We start from the raw sequence: 21,125 nt of genomic DNA on the forward strand, positions 1-21,125 counted from the left end.
GAAGGGTGCGAGAGGGAAGGCGGGAACGCGCCGGACCGTCTCGTGCGCCTCCCTCCGCCGGCATTATCCGGTTCAGGTTCTAAGGGTTCGTCTCAGCCCGGTTGCCCGAGCGCCCCTGTCGCTTCGCGCTCAGAGGTGACATTCTCGCGCGCGCCCGTCAAGCGGGTGTGCCGGGTCAGGCGTCGCGCGGCGCCGAAAAAGTGGCTGGAATGGTCATGAAAGGCGCTTCCGCCTCCCGAAAACTTGCGGGCCAGCCGATCCCCCGTTCGCAGTCGCACAGGCGAGGTCTCGCAGGTTCAACCGATCCGGCGCAGCAGATAGATATCCATCACCCAGCCGTTTTCCGCCCGCAGGGTCTCCCGGACCTTTACGATCTCCGCAGCGACATCGGACAGAACTCCGGCGACAAGGCGCTCTTGCGGCATCGCCACGCACCCACCCCACCAAATCCGGAATCCCTCGGGATCGAGCGACCGGAACGAGCACTCTCCATCGAGCATCACGACGATGGTTTCCGCATCACCCGGCCAACCGTGGTCGCGCAGCTGCCGCCCCGTCGTGATCATGACCGGCGCCCCCACCTCGTTGAGCGGAATGGCATGGGCTGCGCAAAGCGCCTGTATCGCGGTGATGCCGGGAATGACGCGCGGTCTCAGCGGAATGCGACGCCCCAATATCCCGGCGATACGCAGGCTGCTGTCGTAGAGCATCGGATCGCCCCAGACCAGCAGGGCGACCCTGCCGGGGGTTCCGGGGTCGAGCGTGTCGACGATCACCGTCTCCCAGGCCTCGGCAATCGCGCCATGCCAATCCGCGACGGTCGCGCCATAGCTGGTCGTAACCACGTCGCGCACCGGCAGGTCGAACTCGACCACGCGCGTTTCGGGATTTTTCAGATGCGTCGCGAGCAATGTCCGGCGCAGTTCGGCCAGTTCGGTTTTCTCGGGGCCTTTGACCGGGATCATGATGAGGTCCGCAGCGTTCATCGCCTCGATCGCCTGCAAGGTGACGTGATCAGGGTTTCCGGTGCCGATACCGATCAGGGCAAGTTCGATCATGCGTCTCTCCAGGGGAAAGGGGGCCATTGGCGGCCCCCTTTCGTCGTCGTTCAGCGGACGTCGCTCAGGCGTAGAGGCGCGGCGTGACGAAGCCGCTGCCGCGCAGGGCGGACGCACGCTTCGCAAGCGCCAGCACCGCCAGATCGACAAGCGGCTCGAGAAGGATCACCGACATATAGGCCGCCCCGAAGGTCAGCACCTGCCCCACCTCGGCAAACCCCTGACCGTAGAGCGCCCAGAACGCGACCCATGCCACGATCCCGCCCTGATAGGCCGTCGAAAGCGCCAGAGCCTGACCGTATTTCAGGTCGACGTAAGCCGTGCCCGGCGCGATCAGACGCTTGGCAAGAAGTTGCAGCCCGAAGAGCGGCACGAGAAGCGTCGTCACGTTCATCCCGTATTGCGGCAGGTCGAAGGGCGCGAAGAACAGGCCCTGAATGAGAAGCCCCAGCGCCAGCCCGATCGCCGCAGGCGCGGCACCAAGCAGTAGAAACAGCGTCGAACCGAGGATCAAATGCACCTCGGAAACGCCAACCGCATGATGCGGCAATATCTGGAAGAAGGTGAAGACCGCGCCGGTGGCGATGGCGGCGCGGGCGATCAGTGAAACGGGGCCCTGTTCGCGTACGGCCTGCGCGGCGATCTTGAGGGTATAAAGACCGGCGGTGGCCGCCGTGGCATAGCTCAGGACGATCTTGGCACCGGTGACGATGCCGGGTTCGATATGCATATCGCGTTCTCCTTGCCGTCACACCCGACGGCGGTTGATGTGGCTGCTGGCCGGTTTCCTGGCTCGCGGGTCGAAGCGCCACTCCACCTTCCCGGGGGCAATCCCCAGTGGTCTTGTCGGAGCGCGCTCACCGCATACAGTCGCGGGGGCGGCCGGGGCTTCGGGTGCCGCAATTTGGTCCACCCTTCCCCGTTCCCGATTGAGCCCTGCGCTTTGCGCATCTGCGGGCACCAAACAGGGTTTCAGGTAAACGCGACCCGCCGGGCCGCGTCAAGTTTCGATCACTCTTCATGCGCGCTTTTCGCGCCTCCATCAGGGGCAAGCGGGCCGTAAAGGATCAGCGCGGGCTGGTCGGATCGGCTTTGTGCCAATCGCTCCGCCAGTTCAGACACGGTGGTGCGGATGAGGTGCTGCTGCGGGTGCCCCACGGCCTCGGCCAGAAGCGCGGGCGTCTCGCCCGGCAGGCCGTGATCGCGCAGGCTCGCGGCGAGGCGCGGGAAGGTGCGCTTGCCCATGAAGACGACCGTCGTCGCCCCCGGATCGGCCAGCGCGGACCAGTTCAACGCCTCGGGCAGATCCCCGGTGATATCGGCCCCGGTCACGAACTGCACCCTGCGCGCCGTCAGCCGCCGCGTGAGCGGCAGACCCGCCGCCGCCGCCGCCGCGCAGGCCGAGGGCACGCCGGGAATGATCTCGTATTCGATCCCCGCCGCATCAAGTGCGCGAAGTTCTTCCTCGAGGCGACCGAAAATCCCGCTATCGCCCGATTTGAGCCGCACGATGCGGGGCGCGGCGCGCGCGTGATCGACCAGAAGCCGGCTGACATGATCCTGTTTCGGCGAGGGCCGCCCCGCCCGTTTGCCGACCGCGATCAGCTCGGCCCGAGCGCTCGCATGTGCGAGGATGGGGCCCGAGGCGAGATCGTCGAACAGGATCACATCGGCGCGCTGGAGCCGATCGACCGCTTTGAGGGTCAGAAGCTCGGGATCGCCCGGCCCCGCCGAGACGAAGGAAACAAAACCGCTCATGCGCTGGCCTCCGCAATGAGGTGAAAGAAAGTGCCGGTGACGCGCCCGCCGCCCGGCATCTCGCACAGCGATCCGGTTTCGGGCACCGCGTCGCCATTGGGATCGAAGACACGGGCGAGCGGCGCATCGGGCTGCGACAGGATCGAGGCATAGTGAAACTCGTGGCCACGCAATGCCGACCCCGCGCGATGGCCCGGCAGCGGCGCGATCAGCTCGGCGCGGCGATAGCCCAGATGCATCTTGCGTTTGGCAAAGCTGGTCGCGAGCCCCAGAAGCCCCAGCATCTCGTGGCGCTTTCCCTCGGCGTCGACGATCCCCGCCCCAAGCGTCATGTAACCGCCGCATTCCCCGTGAACCGGACGGGTCTGCGCGAAGCGGCGGATCCCGTCGAGGAAGGTTCCATTGCCCGCAAGCTGCCCTGCGTGAAGCTCGGGATAGCCTCCGGGCAACCAGCAGCAATCGGCACTCGGATCGGGGGCCTCATCGGCCAGCGGCGAGAAGGGAAGGATCGTGGCGCCCGCCGCGCGCCAGCCCTCCATCAGGTGCGGATAGACGAAGGAAAACGCGGCGTCGCGAGCAAGCGCGATCCGGCTGCCGGGAGGCGGCACCGGGCGGCATGGCGAGGCGTCGGGTGGCGAGGCCTTCGCGCAAGCCAGGATCGCGGCGAGGTCACAGTGCTCGGCCACGATGCGGCCGGCCTCGCTCAGGAGCCGCGCAAGACCCCCCGTCTCCTCGGCTTGCACGAGGCCCAGGTGGCGCGAGGGCAATTCGATCCCTGCCGAACGTGGCAGCACGCCCAGCACCGGCACCCCGATCCCCTCGAAACCCTGTCGCACCAGCGCCTCGTGACGGGGCGAAGCGACCTTGTTGAGCACGACCCCCGCGACCGTGACGCCCTTGCGAAACCGCGCGAGGCCCTGCGCCACCGCCGCGGCCGTCTGCGCCTGCCCCGAGGCGTCGATCACCAGCACCACCGGCCAGCCCATCAGCGCCGCGATATCGGCGCTGGCCCCGGTGCCGGTCTCGCCCTTCGAGGCCACCCCGTCGAACAGCCCCATCGAGCCCTCGGCCACGACGATATCCGCCGCGCGATCCGCAAGGCCCGCGATCTGCGCGGGCGTCATCGCCCAGGCATCGAGATTGAACGAGGCCTGTCCCGCCGCCGCGCGGTGAAAGGCCGGGTCGATGTAATCGGGCCCGCATTTGAAGGGCTGGACATCCAGTCGCTGCGCGCGCATCGCCGCAAGAAGCCCCAGTGTCAGCGTCGTCTTTCCGGTCCCCGACGCCGGGGCGGAGATCACCAGTCCCGGTGTCATTCCCCCCGCTCCGGCGCGGTTTCGGGAAAGCGCGGATCGGAGCCGACGGGGCGGTAACGGCGGTCGTAATCGCCCGCGTAAAGGCGGCTTTCATCGAAATCCTCGGCCCCGATGGAGCGTCCGACAAGGATCAGCGCGGTGCGCTCCATCTCGGCGCCGATGGCGGTGCGCAACGTACCGAGCGTTGCGCGGACCACACGTTCATCGGGCCAGCTTGCGCGCCAGACGACGGCGACAGGGCAATTGGCGCCGTAATGCGGGCTAAGATCCGCGATGACCTTCTCGAGCACATGCACCGAAAGGTGGATCGCCAGCACCGCGCCCGTGCGCGCGAAATTCTCCAGCGTCTCGCCGGGCGGCATCGCCGTCGCACGGCCCGAGGTCCGCGTGAGCACCACAGACTGCACCACCCCGGGAAGGGTCAGTTCCGCGCTGAGCGTCGCCGCTGCGGCGGCAAAACTCGGCACGCCCGGCGTCACGTCATAGGGAATGCCCAGTTCGCGCAGGCGGCGCAGCTGTTCTCCCATAGCCGACCAGACCGACAAATCGCCCGAGTGCAGCCGCGCCACGCCCTGCCCCGCCGCATGGGCCGCCGCGATCTCTTCGATGATCTCGTCGAGGCTCAGCGGCGCCGTGTTCACGATCTTCGCCCCCGCCGGGCAATGCGCAAGCAAGGCCTGCGGCACCAGACTGCCCGCATAAAGGCAGACCGGACAGGAGGCGATCAGGTCGCGCCCGCGCAGCGTGATCAGATCGGGCGCTCCCGGCCCTGCTCCGATGAAGTGAACCGTCATCCCTCGTCTCCTTCTGCGACGGCGATGGTCACGCCGCCGATGATCTTTCGTGCCTGTATCAGTCGCGCACCCTGCCCTGCGGCCACCAGCGCCGCCGCCTCGGCCACGGATCCTGTGGCGTGCGCCGCAAACGACGCCTGCGATTGCGTCGGTGTGGCGACCCCTGTCACGTCGACGCCCTCGATCTCGCGTCCAATCGCCGCCGCCAATTCCCCGGCCTTCGGCGCTGCCGTCGCGACCCGGTCCACCGGCCCGACAGATACCAGCGCGGCACGCAGTGACGCCGCAGACGCGCCGCGCTGAAAACCGATCCCCGCAACCCTCATCGCGTGACGCTCCATTGCACCACGGGCCGCGCAGCCGACCAGCCGCGCATTGAGCCGAGTGGCTCGGCGCGCGACAGTTCAATTCGCAGAAGGCTGCCGCCGTGGCGGGATTGAAGCCCCGCAAGCAGCGCCTCGGTCTCGAGCGTCACGCCATTGGCGACGATCCGTGTCCCCTCGGGCAGATGCGGCCAAAGCCAGTCATAGAGTACCGTCGAGCCGCCGCCGCCGATGAAGACCGCATCGGGCGACGCCAGATCGGCCAGCGCGTCGGGCGCGCGCCCCTCGACGGTTTCCATCTGCCGCGACAGACCGAATGTCTCGATATTGGCGCGAATATTGGCGATCCGGTCGGCGCGGGGTTCGATGGTGATCGCGCGTCCTCCGGCAAGGCACCACTCGACCGAGACCGAGCCCGATCCGCCCCCGATATCCCAGAGCAACTCCCCCGGTCGTGGTGCAAGTGCTGCCAGCGTCAACGCCCGTACCGGAGACTTCGTGATCTGCCCGTCATGGACGAAGCGATCCTCGGACAGTCCCGGCGACTTCGGCAGACCGCTACCCTGCGGAAGATCGACCGCGTCGAGCGCCACCGCAACCGGAGCCGCGATATCCTCGAAAGAGAACCGATCGGCGCGGGCAAATCGGACGCGTTCATGCGCCCCCCCCAGACGTTCAAGCACATGGATCCCGACCGCCCCGAAGCCGTGCGCAACCAGCCATGCGGCCAAGGTCGCCGGGGCCTCTCCATCGCGCAGCGTCACGACCAACCTCGCCCCGCGATGAAGCGCCCGATGCAGCCCCCCGAACCCCGCCGCGTGAAGGGCGAGCGCCGAGACCTCCTCGATTTTCCATCCAAGCCGCGCACAGGCCAGAGACACGGTGCCCGCCACAGGATAGGCGCGCCATTCCCCCTGCGCGAGATGTGCGGCAAGCGAGCTGCCCGCGCCGAACCAGAACGGATCGCCCGAGGCGAGAACCGCGACCCGACGCCCGCGCAGGGCCAGAACCGGGGCGATATCGAAGGGTACGGGCCAGGCCCTGCCACGTTCGCCCGCCGCGACCAGATCGAGGTGGCGCGGCCCGCCGAAGATCACCTCGGCCTGCGCCAGCGCGCTTCGGCTTGCATCCGAAAGCCCGCTCAGGCCATCTTCGCCCAGACCCACGATGCTCAACCACGGATCAGCCATGACGCGCCTCCTGCTGCTCGGCGGCACCACCGAAGCCAGCCGCCTCGCCCGCCATCTGGCGGAGCACGGGATCGACGCGGTCTTTTCCTATGCGGGGCGCACCGACCATCCGTTGCCGCAGCCGCTGCCGACGCGGATCGGCGGGTTCGGCGGCGTGAAAGGGCTGCGCGATTACTTCCTGCGCGAGCGCATCACCCATGTCATCGACGCGACCCACCCCTTCGCCGCGCAGATGAGCCGCAATGCAATCGAGGCCTGCGGTCAGAGCAGCCTCCCCCTTCTGTCCCACGAGCGCATGCCGTGGCAGGCAAGCCCGGAAGATCGCTGGACGCGCGTGCGCGACATGACGGCGGCCTGCGCCGCCCTGCCCGAGAGCGGCGCGCGCGTGTTTCTCGCCATCGGCAAGCAGCAACTGGCCGAGTTCGCGGCCAAGCCCGCAAATCACTACCTGCTGCGCTTGGTCGACCCGCCAGAGGGTCCGCTGCCGCTGCCCGATGCGCATGCCGTGATCGCGCGCGGACCGTTCGACGTGGCGGGCGATACCGCGTTGATGCAGGACCATCGCATCACCCATATCGTCGCCAAGAACGCAGGCGGGCGCGGCGCGGAGGCCAAGCTGATCGCCGCCCGCGCACTCCGCCTTCCGGTGATCCTCGTTGACCGGCCAGCCCTGCCGCCGCGCGAGAGCCGCGACACGCTTGAAGGCGTTATGGAATGGCTCGCGGCTCATCCGGCGGCTCCGGCAACGGAAGTGCCGCGCGGCGTGTAGACCCAACGCCCGACGCGGCGGGTCTGCGAGTTTCCGACCAGAACGACGGTGCGCATATCTGCCATCTCGGGCGCGGCCTCGGCCAGCGTCACCACCCGCAGCGCCTCGTCCGGGGTCGAGACCGCGCGGGCGAAGATGATCAGCCGTTCGGGTTCACATTCCTCGCGCAAGACCTCGAGCACGCGGGCGAACTGATGCGGGCGCGACTTCGAGCGCGGATTGTAGAAGGCCATCGCGAAATCGCCCCGCGCGGCATGGCGCAGGCGGTGTTCGACCAGATCGAAGGGCTTGAGATTGTCGCTCAGGTTGATCGCGCAGAAATCATGTCCCAAAGGCGCACCCGCGCGGGCGGCCGCCGCCAGCATCGCGGTGATACCGGGCAGGATGCGGATCTCGGTGCCAGCGAAATCGGGCGCGGTCTCGAGCCGCTCGAACAAGGCCGAGGCCATCGCGAAAACCCCGGGATCGCCGGAGGAGACGATCACGACCCGCCGCCCCTCCCGCGCCATCTCCAGCGCATGAAGCGCGCGGTCCAGCTCGACCCGGTTGTCGCTCGCATAAAGGCGTAGCCCCGCGCGCGGGGCGACGCGCGCGACGTAGGGAATGTAGCCCACCACATCGGTCGCCTCGGCCAGCGCGGCGCGGACCTCCGGCGTCACCAGATCCTCCGCTCCGGGGCCAAGCCCGGCAACCGCGACCCAGCCGCTCAAAGCGAGGCCTCGACGAGCGAACGCGCGGGCAATTCGGGTCGACGCCCCCGCCCATGAACCAGCACGATCGCGAAATAGGGGCAGTCGGCCTCGTCGGTCTCGCAAAGCCGCACGATCCGCTCGCCCTTCATCGTGCCGCGCTCGACCAGCCAGGCCTCGTCTAGCCGCCCCGCACGAGCAAGCGCGCGTTTGACCTTGGGCAGATTGCGCCCGGTCTTCATCACGACCAGCGCATCAGAGGCCGCCATGCGCGTCACCATCTCGTCTTCGGGCATCGTCCCCATCAGCACGGTCAGCACATCGTCGCCCCAGGTGATCGGCGTGCCGGTCGCGGTCCAGCAACCGGTCATCCCGGTGATGCCGGGGATCACCTCGATCTCGACCGTGCCGCGCAGGCGCGTGTAGAGATGCATGAACGAGCCGTAGAAGAAGGGGTCGCCCTCGCACAGCACGACGATGTCATGGCTGCGCGCAAGCTCTGTCAGCCGCGCCGCCCAGTCGTCGTAAAAACGCGCAAGCTGCGTGATGTATTCTGGGCTGTCGAAGGGGATCTCGGTCGTGACGGGATACTCCATCGCAAGCTCGATCGCGCCCTCGTCGATCATCCCCTCGACGATCTGGCGCGCTTGACCCTTGCGGCCCTTCTTGCGGAAATAGGCGACATGGCTGGCGCCGCGCACCGCCCGCTCGGCGCGGCGCGACATCAGATCGGGGTCGCCGGGGCCGAGGCCCGCACAGATGATCCGTCCCATCGCTTACTCCTTGCGCGAGGCGAGCGCGTTGACCGACGCCACGGTGATTGCCGATCCGCCCAGCCGCCCCTGCACGATCATCGAGGGCACCGGGGCCGCCTGCATCAGCGCGTCTTTCGACTCCGCTGCGCCGATGAAACCCACCGGACAGCCGATGATCGCGGCCGGGCGCGGACATGCCGGATCTTCGAGCATGTTGAGCAGGTGAAAGAGCGCGGTCGGCGCATTGCCGATCGCCACCACCGCGCCCTCGAGATGCGGGCGCCACAGTTCGAGCGCCGCCGCCGAGCGCGTGTTGCCCATTTCGCGAGCCAGACCCGGTACCGAAGGGTCGTGCAAGGTGCAGATCACCGCGTTGTCCGCAGGCAGTCGTGCGCGCGTGATCCCTTCGGAGACCATCCGTGCATCGCACAGGACGGGCGCGCCCGCCTCCAGCGCGTCCCGCGCGGCAATGGCCATTCCGGGGGTGAAGCGGATGTCACGCTCCAGACCCACCAGCCCCGCCGCATGGATCATCCGCACCGCGACGACCTCTTCCTCGGGGGTGAAGCGGGCGAGATCGGCCTCTCTGCGGATCGTCGCGAAGGACTGTTCGTAGATCTTCGCGCCGTCCATCTCGTAGGTGTAGGGCATCAGGAAAACTCCGGCAGATCGGGAAGGGCGGCGGGCGAAATTCGGGTGTGCGCCGGGTGGTCAGAGGCACGCCCGTCACGGACGAGATCGAAGCCTTCGAGCGTGGCGATCAGGGTCAGATCGGCAGGCGCGGGCCAGGCACAGCCCTTGGCGCAGCCCGAGACATGCAGCGTCTGACCGGCGGCGACCCGGGGCGCGAGGACGCGTGCGATCTCGCGCGTGGGACGCGCGGCCTGCGGGCAACCAGGCGCGCCGGTGCAGGCGAAGACGCGGAGGCGCGGGTCGCCCGCTTCGGTGATCAGGTCGGGCAGGCCCGGCAGCGTCGAGAGCCCCTCGATGAGCAGCATCCGCCAGGGCGTGACCCGGATCGGGCCGAGAGAGGCCAGTGCCGCAAGCGTCTCGGCGTGCATCTGGCCGAACTCGAACCCGACCAATGCGCCTTGCACGGTCAGACCCGGCTCGGGCCTTGAAAGGGCCGTCGCAGGCGCGATCTGCGGGTACAATGTCCCCTCGGGGCTCACCCCCGACGCAATCAGCCGCGCCATGCGGCCACGGCCATCGACGACCCCACCCGCGCGCACGAACCATTCCGCCAGATCCAGCGCGGCTTCTGCCGCACGGCCTTCGGTCACGGGCGCGCCGAGATCGCAGCCCGCGCAACGCAGCAAAAGCTGCCCGTCCGGCGCGCGTTCAAAGCGAATATCGGCCTGCGTATCGGCCATCACCGGCGCCGAACCGCAATCGAGGAGGAAGCCGAACTTGCCCGGAAGCTCCGGCCCTGCCGCGAGCGCCGCCTGCAAGCTCTCCGCCAGCGCATAGGTCGCGGCATCGGCGAAGGGCGTCACGATGATGTTGCGCCGCGCTTCGGTCGCGATGTCCGGGTCGATCAACCCGAGCTGCGCCAGATCCGCGATGAGTGCGGGATGGCTCTCGGGCGTGACCCCGCGCAGTTGCACATTGGCCCTGCCCGACAGGTCGATCAGCCCGTTTCCATGCGCGCGCGCGGCCTGCGCGATCCCTGCCGCCTGAACCTGGGTCAGCCGTCCCGCAACCGGGCGCACGCGCACAACCAGACCGTCGCCTGATTGCATCGGACGCAGCGCGCCGGGGCACCAGCCTTTCACGGTGAAGCTCATGCGTCGCCCTCCAACCCGGCCGCGATGGAGTTGCGCCGTGTCTGCCACAGCCCCGCCTCGGCCAGCCGCGCGAAGAGGTCGCGCATCGCCTCGAGCGCCTGCGGGTTGGCCTCTTGCAGGAAGGCCACGAGATCGGGGCGACCAAGGGTGGCCTCGTGGTAAAGGTCGAAAAGATGGGCCGGCACGACCTGCGCCAGATGCGCGAAGGCCGCGAGGTGATCGAGGGTCGCGGCGATCTCCGCCCCGCCCCGGAAGCCGTGACGCATCATCCCCTCCGCCCAGGCCGGATCGGTGGCACGCGCACGCACGGTGCGGGCGATCTCTTCGGTCAGGCTGCGCGCGCGCGGGCGATCGGGCTGCGTCGCATCCAGATGATAAAGTGCGGCTTGCGGTGTGCCGAGCCGCGCAAGCGCCGCGGCAAAGCCTGCCTCATGCGCGGCGTAATCGGATGCGAGCAACACGTCGCTTTCGGGCAGGTCCTGCGCATGAACGAAACTGTCCGCAGAGCGCAGCCGCGCCTCGAGCGCGCCCCGGTTCGCCTGAACCTCACCACTGCGCGAGATGCTGTAGGACGATGCCACGAGCCACGCCTCCCCGGCGGCGGCGCGGGCCTCCGGCGTGAACTGGTCGAGCGCCTCTCCCATTCCGAGCCCGTATCGGCCGGGGCGCGGCGCGAAGACCCGGGCGATCCGGGTCAGGTAAGGATTGTCGGCGGGGTCCTCTTCGCGCAAGGCCAGAGCCTCGGCCCCGGTCTCGAACAGCTGCGCGAGGCTGGGGAAGATGTCGCGAAAGAGGCCCGAGACCCGCAGCGTCACGTCGATGCGCGGACGGTCCAAAAGCGCGAGCGGGATCACCTCGACCCCGGACACCCGCGCGGCGTTTTCATCCCAGACCGGCTTGAGCCCCGCGAGATGCAGCGCCATCGCGAATTCCTCGCCCGCCGTGCGCATCGTGGCCGACCCCCAGAGATCGACCACCAGCCCCTTCGGCCAGTCGCCATGATCCTGAAGGTGCTTGCGCAGCAACTCCTCGGCCAGTTTCACGCCCTGCGCATGAGCCGCGCGGGACGGCACCGCACGTGGATCGACCGAGAACAGGTTGCGCCCTGTGGGCAGCACGTCCGAGCGCCCGCGCGCCGGGCTTCCCGACGGACCGGGGGCAACGCGGCGGCCCGCAAGCGCCGCGATCAATCCCGCGCGTTCCTGTGCTCCGCACGCGCCCTGCCCCAGCACATGCAGCCCGTCGCCGAACTGGCTTTCCTTGATGTCGCAGACGAAGCGGTCGATCCGGGTGATCGCCTCGGCTGCGCTCGCATCGCGCGGGATGCCCAGATCCTCCGACACGCCACTCGCCCAGGCCTCGTCCTGAATATCCGCGATCAGCCGGTCGCGCCGCGCCGGATCGAGCCCGTCGGCGGTCGAATATTCGTCCAGAAGCCGCTCGAGATGCAGCATCCCCGCAGGCACGCTTGCCGCGCGCATCGGCGGCGGCATATGGCCAAGCGTGAGCGCCCCGATCCGGCGCTTGGCCTGCGCGGCCTCGCCGGGATCGTTCACGATGAAGGGGTAAATGACCGGGGTGGCGCCCAGCAGTGCCTCGGGCCAGCAATTCTCCGAGAGCGCCACGGCCTTGCCGGGAAGCCATTCGAGCGTTCCATGCGCGCCCATATGCACCAGCGCATCGATCCCCTGCCCGCGCAGCCAAAGATAGAAGGCGACATAGGCATGGCGCGGGGTGCGCCCCAGATCATGGTATTCGTCGTCGCGCATCGCGGGATCGCCGCGTTCTGGCTGGAGCGCGAGCGTCAGGGGGCCGCGCCGAAGTGCTGCGAAATGAAACGCCCCGTCCGTCACGGCGGTATCGTCCTCGGGCGCGCCCCAGACGGCGGTCAGATCGTCTTGCAAGGCCTGCGGCAAGGCGGCGAGTGCCACGCGGTAATCGGACAGCGGCCAGGCGACGCGCGCGGTCTCGAGGGCCTGCGGTCCCGCGCCCTCGGCGATGTCATAGCCCTCGCCTCGCAACGCCTCGACCAGCGCCTCGGTCGAGGCCAGCGCATCGAGGCCCACCGCATGCGCCATCTGCCAAGCCCGGCCCGGATAGGTCGAAAGCACAACCGCCAGCCGGCGCTCTGCGGCCGGGGTTCGGGCCAGCCGATGCCAGCCGCAGATCCGGTTGAGCGCGGCCTCGATCCTCTCGGGGTCGGCGCGGTGCGAAAAGCGGGAATATTCAAGATCCGGATCGCGCGGCTCGGGGGCCTTGAACGAGATCACACCCGCATGAAGCCGCCCGTCCACCTCGGGCAGCACGACATGCATCGCCAGATCGGCAGGCGACAGACCGCGCTCGGCCTGCGCCCATTCCTTGCGACGCGCCGTCGAGAGCGCGACCTGAAACACCGGGCAGCCATAGCGGTCGAACGGCGTGGTGCCATCGGGCGATTGCGCCGAAAAGGCCGTCGCATTGACGACCAGCGACGGGGCGCGTGTGCCAAGCGACCCGGCCAGCCAATCCGCAAATCCCGGCGCCTTGAGCGAGGACGCATAGACCCCGTAGGCTGCAAAGCCACGCGCCCGGAGCCCCGCGATCAGCGCATCCACCGGGGCAGTGTCAGCGGCGGTCACGTAGGAGCGGTAAAAGCTGACAAGGGCGAGCGGCTTATCGCACTCCGCCGCCAGAACCGGTGCCGCGACCGGCCCGAGATCGGGACAGTAAAACCCCTCCTCCGGCAGCCGCTTGTCGCCCGGAACCGGCCCCGCATAAAGCCCCGAGGCCAGCGCCAACTGCGCCAGCGCCGCCTGAGACGCGACCGCGCCCCCGGCATCGCAAAGTTCCTTCAACCGCCGCAGGGTCGAGACCGGAAGCGACGACAGCTGATCGAGCCGCGCATCCTCGCGCCCATCGGCGGGCAGCACCGCAAGCGCGATCCCCCGCCGCCGCGCGAGATCCTGAAGGCTCGCGAGCCCATAGGGCCAATAGGCCTCGCCCCCGATCAACCGCACCAGAATGCCCTTCGCCCCGCAAAGCGTGTTCTCGGCATAGGTATCGACCGAGACCGGGTGGCGAAGATTGACCAGATTGGCCAGCCGCAGCGAGGGCAGCCCGCCCTGAGCGCGTCGCCAGCCCGCCGCGAAAGCCCCGAGGTCGCTATCGGAAAACGACAGCACCACCAGATCCGCGGGCCGTTGCCCCAGATCCGTCGGCACCTCGGTTTCCTCAAGGCCGTGACTTTCGCGGAAGGTGACGTGCATCAGGCGGAGGCACCTTCGCAGGCGCCCAAAAGAACGGCGCGGATCGCGGCCTCGTCCACATCGTCATGCTCGGCGATCACCACCAGCGCCGAGCGACGCGGATCGGCACCCCAGGGACGGTCGAACTGATGGCGCACCCGCTCCCCTACGGCCTGCACCAGCAGGCGCATCGGTTTGCCCGCCACCGCGATGTGGCCCTTGACGCGCAAGATCCGCTGTTCGCGCGCAAGACGCTCGATCGCAGAGACCAGCGACGCCGGGTCCTCGATCTCGGGCAGCTCGATCACCACCGTGTCGAAATCGTCGTGCTCGTGTTCGTCGGCCCCGTCATGGTGGCTCGGGCGTGCGGCCAGATCGTCCTCGGCGGCGGCCTCGAGCCCGAGAACCACCTTCGCGTCGATCACCCCTTCGGTCAGCGGCAGGATCGGCAGCTTGCGCGGCGCTTCGGCCTCGATCACCGCACGCGCCGCGGCAAGACCTTCCTCGCCCGCCAGATCGGCCTTGGACAGAAGCACGAGATCGGCGCAGCCGATCTGGTCCTCGAACACTTCCGAAAGCGGCGTCTCGTGATCGAGGCTGTCATCGGCCTGACGCTGCGCATCCACAGCGGCCACGTCGGGGGCGAAACGACCCGCAGCGACGGCCTCGGCATCGGCCAGAGCGATCACGCCGTCGACCGTGATCTTCGAGCGGATCGCGGGCCAGTCGAACGCCTTGAGAAGCGGCTTCGGCAGCGCAAGGCCCGAAGTCTCGATCAGGATGTGATCGGGCTTTTGCGCACGCGCCATCAGCGCCTCGATCGTCGGGATGAACTCGTCGGCGACGGTGCAGCAGATGCAGCCATTGGCAAGTTCGACGATGTTCTCGTCGGGGCAGTTCTCGTCCGCGCATTGGCGCAGGATCTCGCCATCGACGCCCACGGTCCCGAACTCGTTGACCAGAACGGCCAGTTTGCGCCCGCCCGAATTGGCCATCAGGTGACGGATCAGCGTGGTTTTGCCCGCGCCGAGAAAGCCGGTGATCACGGTGACGGGGATCTTGGTCAGATCGGACATGAGTTACTCCTGCTCGGGTTCGGGAAAGGGGGGAATGCGCGCAAGGCTCTGCTTGCGGAAGATCACCGGGCGTTCGCGCCAAGGCACCAACCCGTCATCGGTCGCGGCATAGGCGGCAGCGCCCGCGAGGATGTCGGCGGCATCCTCGGAACTCATCCGGCCATAGACATAGGACCATTTTCCGGGTTCGGAGAGCGCAACCGCGCAGCCATTGGAACATGCCGAGAGACATTCGACCTCGTGGATCTCAACGCCATCGGGCACGCCCTGATCGCGCAATGCGCGCAGCAGATGCGTGCCCGGCCGCGTCTCGTCAGCCGGATCGGCATCCGTGCGCTTGCAGGTCGTGCAAACCGTCAAGATCGTTGGCATCGCGCCCATCCCTTTCGCTGTCGGCGGCAGGGGATCGAGCCAGAGGGACATGGGGTCATGCAAAGCGACCGGCATTGTCCACCCGGTCGCGAAACACCCCGTTCGCCCGTAATCATCAACGCTGGCAGGTCTCCCGGCTTGCGGATCCCGGACCCTTTGTCAGGGCCCTGCGGTCTCCTCTCCTTCCCGGCCCGAGAGCCAGTGGCTTGAGGCGACCTCTCCGGTCACGGTCGCGGGGGCGGCTGCGCTCAGGACCGATCCGTTTCGGATCGCAAACCTGTCGCATTCCCTCTTCGCCTGCCGTAATGACAGGAACCAGCGCGCCCCCTGATTGGGCGAGCGCCCCCCTTTTGTCAAGCGAAGGAGCGCAGCATGAGCATCGAAACCGACAGCCCGGAAACGCTGGCCCGCCACAGCGCGAAAATGGCCAAGAAAAAAGCCGCGCGCGACAAGATCATGGCGGGAAAATCGGGCGAAAAAGGGCTGATCATCGTCCATACGGGGCCCGGCAAGGGCAAATCTTCCTCGGGTTTCGGGATGATTCTGCGCTGTATCGCCCATGAGATGCCCTGCGCCGTGGTGCAGTTCATCAAGGGCGCTTGGGACACCGGCGAGCGTCGCCTTCTAACGGAAAATTTCGGCGACCTGTGTCAATTTCACGCAATGGGCGAAGGCTTCACCTGGGAGACGCAGGACCGCGAGCGTGACATCGCAGCGGCCCGTGCGGGATGGGAAAAAGCCAAGGAACTGATCCGCGACCCCGAGATCCGGATGGTCCTGCTCGATGAAATCAACATCGCGCTGCGCTACGATTACCTACCGCTCGACGAGGTGCTCGATTTTCTGCGCGAGGAAAAACCCGAGATGACCCATGTCGTCCTGACCGGGCGCAACGCCGCCGAAGGCTTGATTGAAGCCGCCGATCTGGTCACCGAGATGACCCTGATCAAGCACCCGTTCCGCTCGGGCATCAAGGGTCAGGCCGGGGTGGAGTTCTGAGCCATCCGCGCGGCCTTCCCGATGCTACGGTCGGTTTCAGGTATTTGAAGCAAGATGAAAGGTAAGGGATTGTTAACCTCGCTCTGCAAATCTGGCCGTGCGGTACAGGGAGAGGTCCCGACGACCGCGCAAGGTGAAAGCGTCGCGCTGCCCCCGGATGATCGGGCTGTGGCGCGGCGCCCCTCCTGCCCTTTCATCTTGCCCGGAAATACCTCCGCCGGAGGCTCCCGAACGCCTCGCAAATGCACGGTCGGTGCTTCGCGATGACGGCACTGATGATTCAGGGCGCCGGGTCGAATGTCGGCAAGTCGATGCTGGTGGCGGGGCTGTGCCGGGCGGCGCGGCGGCGTGACCTGAGTGTCGCGCCTTTCAAGCCGCAGAACATGTCGAACAATGCCGCCGTCACCGCCGATGGTGGCGAGATCGGACGGGCGCAGGCCTTGCAGGCGCTGGCCTGCGGGCTTGAGCCGATGGTCGACATGAATCCGATCCTGCTCAAACCCGAAAGCGATGTCGGTGCGCAGGTGATCGTGCAGGGCCGTCGGCTGACCACGACGAAGGCGCGCGATTACGCGGCGATCAAGCCGCAGCTGATGGGCGCGGTGCTGGAAAGCTTCAGTCGTCTGCGCGCGGCGCATGATCTGGTCATCGTCGAGGGCGCGGGCTCTCCGGCCGAGGTCAATCTGCGCGCGGGTGACATCGCGAATATGGGTTTCGCACGCGCGGCGGGCGTGCCGGTCGTGCTGGCGGGTGACATCGATCGCGGCGGGGTGATCGCGCAGATCGTGGGCACCCAAACGGTGATCGATCCCGCGGATGCGACGATGATCGAAGGTTTCCTGATCAACAAGTTTCGGGGCGATGTGAGCCTGTTCGAAGATGGCTACGCGATGATCGAGGCGCGGACCGGCTGGCGCGGCTTCGGCGTGCTGCCCTGGTTCGCGCAGGCACATCTGCTGCCTGCCGAAGATGCGCTCGACCTCACGCGCGCCCCGCGAGGCAGCGGGCTCAAGGTGGCGTGCCTCGCGCTGTCGCGGATCGCGAATTTCGACGATCTCGACCCTCTCGCGGCCGAACCCGGGATCGATCTGGTGATGGTCGGCCCCGGCCAGCCGATCCCGGGCGATGCGCATCTTGTGATCCTGCCCGGCACGAAATCGACGCGCGGCGATCTGGCCTTCCTGCGCGAACAGGGCTGGGACATCGACCTGGTGGCGCATTACCGGCGCGGCGGGCATGTGCTGGGGATTTGCGGCGGCTACCAGATGCTCGGCCGCTCGGTCGCAGATCCGGAAGGGATCGAAGGTGCGCCCGGCGTGACCGAGGGGCTGGGGCTGCTGGATGTGGAAACGGTGATGTCCTCCGACAAGCGACTGACGCGGGTGACAGCTGAGCACGCGGGCACCGGGCTTTCGGTCGAGGGGTACGAAATCCATATCGGACGCACCGAAGGCCCCGACCGCGCGCGGCCTTTCGCACGGATCGACGGGATTGACGAGGGCGCGATCTCGGGCTGTGGCCGGGTCACCGGCAGTTACCTGCACGGGCTGTTCGGGGCCGACGAGTTCCGCGCCGCCTGGCTGGGCGGGCTTGGGGTCAAAGCGAGCGGGCAGAGCCATGCGGGGCGCATCGAGGCGACGCTCGACGCGCTGGCCGATCACATGGAGGCGCATCTGGACGTCGACGGGTTGCTGGCGCTCGCGCGCTGATCAGGCGAGGGCGGCCTCGAGACGCGCCCATTCCCCTTCCGAGCCGGGCAGGCCGAGGCGCAGCCAGGTCGGCGACCACGGGAAGATCCGGCTCCAGATCCGGGCACGGGCAAGGCGGTCACGCACGGCGATCGCGTCGGGTGTCTCGTAGCTGCGGAAAAGATGGGTGCCGCCGATCACCTCCCATCCGGCGCGGGTGGCGAGCGCGTCGAGTCGCTCGGTCTCGGCACTCAGGCGGGCGACGGTTGCCGCGTGCCAGTCGCGATCGGCCAAAGCCCGGCGGCCGATCTCGAGCGCGGGACCGGCCACGGGCCAGGGCCCCGCCATTTCGGAGAGCTGCGCGACGGTCGCGGCATCGGCGAAGGCGAAGCCGAGCCGCAGCCCCGCAAGCCCCCAGAATTTCCCGAAGGAGCGGAGCACGATCAAGCGCTCTCCGGCAGCCCCGGCCACTGACAGCTCCGGCACCGGATCGGCAAAGCTCTCATCGACCACCAGCCGTCCGACATCGGGCGCGAGCGCGCGCAAGGCCTGTGCGGGATGGTGGGTGCCGTCGGGGTTGTTGGGGTTGACCACGATGGCCAGTTCGGCCCCGGCTAGATCGGCGAGGCGAGAAACCTCGTCGACCTGCCACCCGGCGCTGCGCAGCGCGGCGGCATGTTCGTTATAGGTCGGGGCGAGAATGCGGGCGCGGCCCGGCGGGACGAGACGCGGGATCAACTGAATCGCCTGCTGCGCGCCGGCGAGCGCCACGACGGGCGCGCGGGTCGCGAAGGCCTCCTGCGCGGCGGCGACGAGGGCCGATTTCGCGGCCTGCGTCGGCAGATCGGTCCAGACGTTCGGCGGCAGATCGGGCACGGGCCAGGGCTGGCGGTTGATCCCGGTCGAGAGGTCTATCCAATCCTCGCCGCCCCAGAGCGCCTTCGCCCGGTCGATATTTCCACCGTGATCGCGCATTCATCCCCTCCAGATCGCCCAGGCGACAAGGCCAAGCAGCACCGCCCCAAGTCCCATGGCCCGGGCGTAGAGCGCAAGCCCTCGCGCTAGATCGAGCGGCTCCGGATCGGGTGCCGCGCCGTTGAGCCAGGGTTCCTGCGCGATCCGATCCCCATAGATGCGCGGACCGGACAGCCGGATCCCCAGCGCCCCGGCAAGCGCCGATTCCGGCCAGCCCGCATTGGGCGAGCGATGCGCACTGGCATCGCGGCGCATCACGTCAAATGCGTCCTTCGCCCGGACACCGGAGGCCAGCGCGAAAAGCGCCCCCGTCAGCCGCGCGGGCAGCAGGTTCACCCCATCGTCGATCCGCGCAGAAGCCCAGCCGAAGGCTTCGTAGCGCGCATTGCGGTGGCCGATCATCGAATCGAGCGTGTTGATCGCCTTGTAACCCGCGATGCCGGGAAGCCCGAAAAAGGCGCCCCAAAAAAGCGGCGCGACGATCCCGTCCGAGCTGTTCTCGGCCAGGCTCTCGAGGGCGGCGCGCGCGACACCGGCTTCGTCAAGCCGCGCCGGATCACGCCCGACGATCATAGCGACTGCTTGGCGCGCGCCGGCCATATCGCCCGAGAGCAGCGGCTTCGCGACGCGCGCCACATGATCATGCATCGAGCGCAGCGCAACCAGCGGCCAGGCCAGTGCACCGCCGAGCACCAGACCCAGCCAGCCCTCGGGCAGGAGCGCTTGCACAGCCGCCCCGATCCCCGCTGCGATCCCCGTCACGAGCAGCGCCGTCAGAACGCCGCGCACGCGCCGGTTCGTTCCCACCCGGTTCAGCCGGGCCTCGAGCACGCCGATCAATGCGCCAAGCCAAGTCACCGGATGACCGATCCGCTCGAACAGGGCTTTCGGCCAGCCAAATGCGAGATCGAACGCCATGGCGACCAGCATCATCGCGGCAAAATTCATCGCTCGCCTCCGCGAAACTGGCGCAATTGGCGCAAGCCCGCCGCGCGCAACAACGCTGCGGCGCCATCGGGAACGGTGCCGGGCGCAAAGATCAGACCGCGTGCCGCTCCGGTATGGGCACGAAGCCAGCCGAGCGCGCCAAGATCACGCACGAGCCGCGGTGTCGGGTCTGCCTTTGGTCCGCGAAGATCGGTGCAACGCAGGGCGCTTTGCGTGGCGAGGGCTGCGAATTCCTCAAGCCCGCGCGCTTGGCGCCACTGCGCGACAAGATCCGAAATGTCGGCGAAATTCGTATCCTGCGGATTGGTGAAGCTCGGACCACCGCAGAGACCGCCAAGGATCTCGTATCGTGGCAGCGGCGGCAGATGATCCAATGGCCGCCCGATGCGCGACGCCCAAAGCATGCGCTCGGGCGCTGGGAAGGCCAGCGGATCGGCGGCCCCCTCACTCGCGATGCAGGCGGAGGACAATGCCTCGGGCGGTCCCTGCCAGCCGGCAACCCGCGCCAATCCGACAAGCCGCGCGGTCGATACACCCGTGCCGAGACCGAGAGGCGTTTGCGCGCGCATCCTCACGATACCCCGCAGGTCGAGCCCCAGCGGCCGCAGGAACCGGCGCACCTCCACCGGCCCCAGCCAGACGCCGTGAAGGTGCAGGCCCCGGCGCTGCGGGACGTGCCAGAGACGGACGTGATCCGCGACGGGCAGCGTGATCAGGGCCACGGGGCCTTGCGCGCCAATCCGTCCCTGCATCCATTCCCCGAAATGCCCCGGCACCGAAAGATGCGTCACGCGGCCGGTCATCCGATCCCGCCCTCGTTGACGCAGCCGATCGACCAGGCCTCACCGGCGAGAGCGGTGATCCGCGTGACCGAGAGCGGATCGACGCGGAAGGTCAGCCCCAAAGCCTCCTGCCCGAGGGCCAGGGCCAGGGCCGCGCGCACCACGCCCGCATGGGCCATGACGGCGACCCGTCCCCCCTGCCCCGCGATCTCCTGCAGGGCGGGCGCCACCCGGGCGCAAAGATCGGCAAAGCTCTCGCCCCCCGGTGGCCTGTGGCGTGCCAGATCCGCACCGGACATCGCGCCGAGATCGGGCAATCGGCCAAAGGAGACCCCCTCCCAGTCCCCGAAATCCTGCTCCCACAGGCGAGCGTCGGTGGCGAAAGCGAGATCGGGCCAGAGCACGCGCGCGGTCTGGACGCAGCGGAGCGCCGGGCTTGCGACGACTCGCGACGTGCCGAGCCTGTCGCGCAGCGCCCTGAGCGTGCCCTGATCGGGCAGAAGCGCCCCCACATCGCGCCGTCCGGCCAATGCGCCGCCATGATCTGCCGGTGCGTGCCGCAGCAAGATCAGCTCTGTAGGCGCCCTCTCCGCCATGGCGGTTTTTCTCCTTCCGTAAC

The 21,125-nt window shown here is 68.3% G+C and carries 21 protein-coding genes and 3 riboswitches; of the genes, 3 read left to right on the top strand and 18 right to left on the bottom strand.

What is annotated here, in order from left to right; all coding sequences use genetic code 11:
• Positions 1–32: 32 nt before the first annotated feature.
• A riboswitch (TPP riboswitch) is annotated at positions 33–127 on the bottom strand.
• A gap of 169 nt (positions 128–296) precedes the next feature.
• The 7 genes from cobF to cbiE form a co-directional block, all read right to left on the bottom strand.
• Entirely contained in the window at positions 297–1,058 is a 762-nt protein-coding gene (gene cobF / locus BMG00_RS03975; protein ID WP_078528949.1) for a precorrin-6A synthase (deacetylating), read from the bottom strand.
• Between the two features lie 64 nt (positions 1,059–1,122).
• The gene (locus BMG00_RS03980) at positions 1,123–1,788 is read right to left on the bottom strand and encodes an energy-coupling factor ABC transporter permease (protein ID WP_078528951.1); all 666 of its coding nucleotides are present in this window, start codon (positions 1,786–1,788) and stop codon (positions 1,123–1,125) included.
• Between the two features lie 31 nt (positions 1,789–1,819).
• Positions 1,820–2,039, bottom strand: a riboswitch (cobalamin riboswitch).
• 30 nt (positions 2,040–2,069) lie between these two features.
• Complete coding sequence (gene cobA / locus BMG00_RS03985) at positions 2,070–2,816, bottom strand: uroporphyrinogen-III C-methyltransferase (protein WP_078528953.1); 747 nt, start codon at positions 2,814–2,816, stop codon at positions 2,070–2,072.
• A complete protein-coding gene (locus BMG00_RS03990; protein WP_078573442.1) occupies positions 2,813–4,132 on the bottom strand; it encodes a cobyrinic acid a,c-diamide synthase CobB in 1,320 nt (439 codons plus the stop codon). The genes cobA and BMG00_RS03990 overlap by 4 nt, the downstream gene beginning before the upstream one ends.
• Positions 4,129–4,926 (bottom strand): precorrin-4 C(11)-methyltransferase, encoded by a 798-nt coding sequence (gene cobM / locus BMG00_RS03995; RefSeq protein WP_078573443.1) that lies wholly within the window; start codon positions 4,924–4,926, stop codon positions 4,129–4,131. The genes BMG00_RS03990 and cobM overlap by 4 nt, the downstream gene beginning before the upstream one ends.
• Positions 4,923–5,252 carry a cobalamin biosynthesis protein gene (locus BMG00_RS04000; protein ID WP_078573444.1) on the bottom strand — a complete coding sequence of 110 codons (330 nt, stop codon included), beginning with the start codon at positions 5,250–5,252 and terminating at the stop codon, positions 4,923–4,925. The genes cobM and BMG00_RS04000 overlap by 4 nt, the downstream gene beginning before the upstream one ends.
• Complete coding sequence (gene cbiE, locus BMG00_RS04005) at positions 5,249–6,439, bottom strand: precorrin-6y C5,15-methyltransferase (decarboxylating) subunit CbiE (RefSeq protein WP_078573445.1); 1,191 nt, start codon at positions 6,437–6,439, stop codon at positions 5,249–5,251. The genes BMG00_RS04000 and cbiE overlap by 4 nt, the downstream gene beginning before the upstream one ends.
• On the opposite strand from cbiE, the gene BMG00_RS04010 reads away from it, so the two are divergent.
• On the top strand, positions 6,438–7,208 hold the full coding sequence (locus tag BMG00_RS04010) for a cobalt-precorrin-6A reductase (RefSeq protein WP_078573446.1): 771 nt from the start codon (positions 6,438–6,440) through the stop codon (positions 7,206–7,208). The two genes, cbiE and BMG00_RS04010, sit on opposite strands and share 2 nt — an antisense overlap.
• Here BMG00_RS04010 and cobJ read toward each other — a convergent pair.
• Genes cobJ through BMG00_RS04045 form a run of 7 tightly spaced genes read right to left on the bottom strand, consistent with a single transcriptional unit; the run spans position 7,166 to position 15,114 of the window.
• Entirely contained in the window at positions 7,166–7,918 is a 753-nt protein-coding gene (gene cobJ, locus BMG00_RS04015) for a precorrin-3B C(17)-methyltransferase (RefSeq protein WP_078573447.1), read from the bottom strand. The genes BMG00_RS04010 and cobJ overlap by 43 nt on opposite strands.
• The gene (locus BMG00_RS04020; RefSeq protein ID WP_078573448.1) at positions 7,915–8,670 is read right to left on the bottom strand and encodes a precorrin-2 C(20)-methyltransferase; all 756 of its coding nucleotides are present in this window, start codon (positions 8,668–8,670) and stop codon (positions 7,915–7,917) included. Before BMG00_RS04020 ends, cobJ begins: the two co-directional genes overlap by 4 nt.
• A 3-nt stretch (positions 8,671–8,673) precedes the next feature.
• Positions 8,674–9,303, bottom strand: coding sequence for a precorrin-8X methylmutase (locus tag BMG00_RS04025; RefSeq protein WP_078573449.1), 630 nt, complete (start codon positions 9,301–9,303; stop codon positions 8,674–8,676).
• A complete protein-coding gene (gene cobG / locus BMG00_RS04030) occupies positions 9,303–10,439 on the bottom strand; it encodes a precorrin-3B synthase (protein WP_078573450.1) in 1,137 nt (378 codons plus the stop codon). Before cobG ends, BMG00_RS04025 begins: the two co-directional genes overlap by 1 nt.
• Positions 10,436–13,687 carry a cobaltochelatase subunit CobN gene (gene cobN, locus BMG00_RS04035; RefSeq protein ID WP_078573451.1) on the bottom strand — a complete coding sequence of 1,084 codons (3,252 nt, stop codon included), beginning with the start codon at positions 13,685–13,687 and terminating at the stop codon, positions 10,436–10,438. Before cobN ends, cobG begins: the two co-directional genes overlap by 4 nt.
• A complete protein-coding gene (gene cobW / locus BMG00_RS04040) occupies positions 13,687–14,742 on the bottom strand; it encodes a cobalamin biosynthesis protein CobW (RefSeq protein ID WP_078573452.1) in 1,056 nt (351 codons plus the stop codon). The genes cobN and cobW overlap by 1 nt, the downstream gene beginning before the upstream one ends.
• 3 nt (positions 14,743–14,745) lie before the next feature.
• A complete protein-coding gene (locus tag BMG00_RS04045; RefSeq protein ID WP_078529039.1) occupies positions 14,746–15,114 on the bottom strand; it encodes a DUF1636 family protein in 369 nt (122 codons plus the stop codon).
• Positions 15,115–15,220: 106 nt separating this feature from the next.
• Positions 15,221–15,449, bottom strand: a riboswitch (cobalamin riboswitch).
• Between the two features lie 37 nt (positions 15,450–15,486).
• Here BMG00_RS04045 and cobO point away from each other — a divergent pair.
• Together cobO and BMG00_RS04055 are read left to right on the top strand one after the other, a co-directional pair.
• Entirely contained in the window at positions 15,487–16,113 is a 627-nt protein-coding gene (gene cobO / locus BMG00_RS04050) for a cob(I)yrinic acid a,c-diamide adenosyltransferase (protein ID WP_078528976.1), read from the top strand.
• Positions 16,114–16,376: 263 nt separating this feature from the next.
• Entirely contained in the window at positions 16,377–17,822 is a 1,446-nt protein-coding gene (locus BMG00_RS04055; RefSeq protein ID WP_078574244.1) for a cobyric acid synthase, read from the top strand.
• Here BMG00_RS04055 and cobD read toward each other — a convergent pair whose 3' ends face one another.
• From cobD to BMG00_RS04075, 4 genes are read right to left on the bottom strand one after another with little or no spacing between them, the layout of a single operon-like run.
• Positions 17,823–18,776: a threonine-phosphate decarboxylase CobD gene (gene cobD / locus BMG00_RS04060; protein ID WP_078528978.1), complete on the bottom strand. Its 954-nt coding sequence runs from the start codon at positions 18,774–18,776 to the stop codon at positions 17,823–17,825.
• On the bottom strand, positions 18,777–19,724 hold the full coding sequence (gene cbiB / locus BMG00_RS04065) for an adenosylcobinamide-phosphate synthase CbiB (RefSeq protein ID WP_078573453.1): 948 nt from the start codon (positions 19,722–19,724) through the stop codon (positions 18,777–18,779).
• The gene (locus BMG00_RS04070; RefSeq protein ID WP_078573454.1) at positions 19,721–20,527 is read right to left on the bottom strand and encodes a hypothetical protein; all 807 of its coding nucleotides are present in this window, start codon (positions 20,525–20,527) and stop codon (positions 19,721–19,723) included. The genes cbiB and BMG00_RS04070 overlap by 4 nt, the downstream gene beginning before the upstream one ends.
• Positions 20,524–21,102, bottom strand: coding sequence for a histidine phosphatase family protein (locus BMG00_RS04075; RefSeq protein ID WP_078573455.1), 579 nt, complete (start codon positions 21,100–21,102; stop codon positions 20,524–20,526). The genes BMG00_RS04070 and BMG00_RS04075 overlap by 4 nt, the downstream gene beginning before the upstream one ends.
• Between the last annotated feature and the right edge of the window lie 23 nt (positions 21,103–21,125).

The sequence above is a fragment of the Thioclava marina genome (genome assembly GCF_002020135.1).
GTDB classification, from domain to species: Bacteria; Pseudomonadota; Alphaproteobacteria; order Rhodobacterales; family Rhodobacteraceae; genus Thioclava; species Thioclava marina.

Bases quoted from the DNA above. Each gene is read 5' to 3' on its own strand.
- BMG00_RS04025 (WP_078573449.1), bottom strand. From the start codon at position 9,303: ATGCCCTACACCTACGAGATGGACGGCGCGAAGATCTACGAACAGTCC.
- BMG00_RS03980 (WP_078528951.1), bottom strand. From the start codon at position 1,788: ATGCATATCGAACCCGGCATCGTCACCGGTGCCAAGATCGTCCTGAGC.
- cobD (WP_078528978.1), bottom strand. From the start codon at position 18,776: ATGCGCGATCACGGTGGAAATATCGACCGGGCGAAGGCGCTCTGGGGC.
- BMG00_RS04070 (WP_078573454.1), bottom strand. From the start codon at position 20,527: ATGACCGGCCGCGTGACGCATCTTTCGGTGCCGGGGCATTTCGGGGAA.
- cobN (WP_078573451.1), bottom strand. From the start codon at position 13,687: ATGCACGTCACCTTCCGCGAAAGTCACGGCCTTGAGGAAACCGAGGTG.
- cobO (WP_078528976.1), top strand. From the start codon at position 15,487: ATGAGCATCGAAACCGACAGCCCGGAAACGCTGGCCCGCCACAGCGCG.
- cobW (WP_078573452.1), bottom strand. From the start codon at position 14,742: ATGTCCGATCTGACCAAGATCCCCGTCACCGTGATCACCGGCTTTCTC.
- cobG (WP_078573450.1), bottom strand. From the start codon at position 10,439: ATGAGCTTCACCGTGAAAGGCTGGTGCCCCGGCGCGCTGCGTCCGATG.
- cbiE (WP_078573445.1), bottom strand. From the start codon at position 6,439: ATGGCTGATCCGTGGTTGAGCATCGTGGGTCTGGGCGAAGATGGCCTG.
- BMG00_RS04020 (WP_078573448.1), bottom strand. From the start codon at position 8,670: ATGGGACGGATCATCTGTGCGGGCCTCGGCCCCGGCGACCCCGATCTG.
- BMG00_RS04055 (WP_078574244.1), top strand. From the start codon at position 16,377: ATGACGGCACTGATGATTCAGGGCGCCGGGTCGAATGTCGGCAAGTCG.
- BMG00_RS04045 (WP_078529039.1), bottom strand. From the start codon at position 15,114: ATGCCAACGATCTTGACGGTTTGCACGACCTGCAAGCGCACGGATGCC.
- cbiB (WP_078573453.1), bottom strand. From the start codon at position 19,724: ATGAATTTTGCCGCGATGATGCTGGTCGCCATGGCGTTCGATCTCGCA.
- BMG00_RS04075 (WP_078573455.1), bottom strand. From the start codon at position 21,102: ATGGCGGAGAGGGCGCCTACAGAGCTGATCTTGCTGCGGCACGCACCG.
- cobA (WP_078528953.1), bottom strand. From the start codon at position 2,816: ATGAGCGGTTTTGTTTCCTTCGTCTCGGCGGGGCCGGGCGATCCCGAG.
- BMG00_RS04010 (WP_078573446.1), top strand. From the start codon at position 6,438: ATGACGCGCCTCCTGCTGCTCGGCGGCACCACCGAAGCCAGCCGCCTC.
- cobF (WP_078528949.1), bottom strand. From the start codon at position 1,058: ATGATCGAACTTGCCCTGATCGGTATCGGCACCGGAAACCCTGATCAC.
- BMG00_RS04000 (WP_078573444.1), bottom strand. From the start codon at position 5,252: ATGAGGGTTGCGGGGATCGGTTTTCAGCGCGGCGCGTCTGCGGCGTCA.
- BMG00_RS03990 (WP_078573442.1), bottom strand. From the start codon at position 4,132: ATGACACCGGGACTGGTGATCTCCGCCCCGGCGTCGGGGACCGGAAAG.
- cobM (WP_078573443.1), bottom strand. From the start codon at position 4,926: ATGACGGTTCACTTCATCGGAGCAGGGCCGGGAGCGCCCGATCTGATC.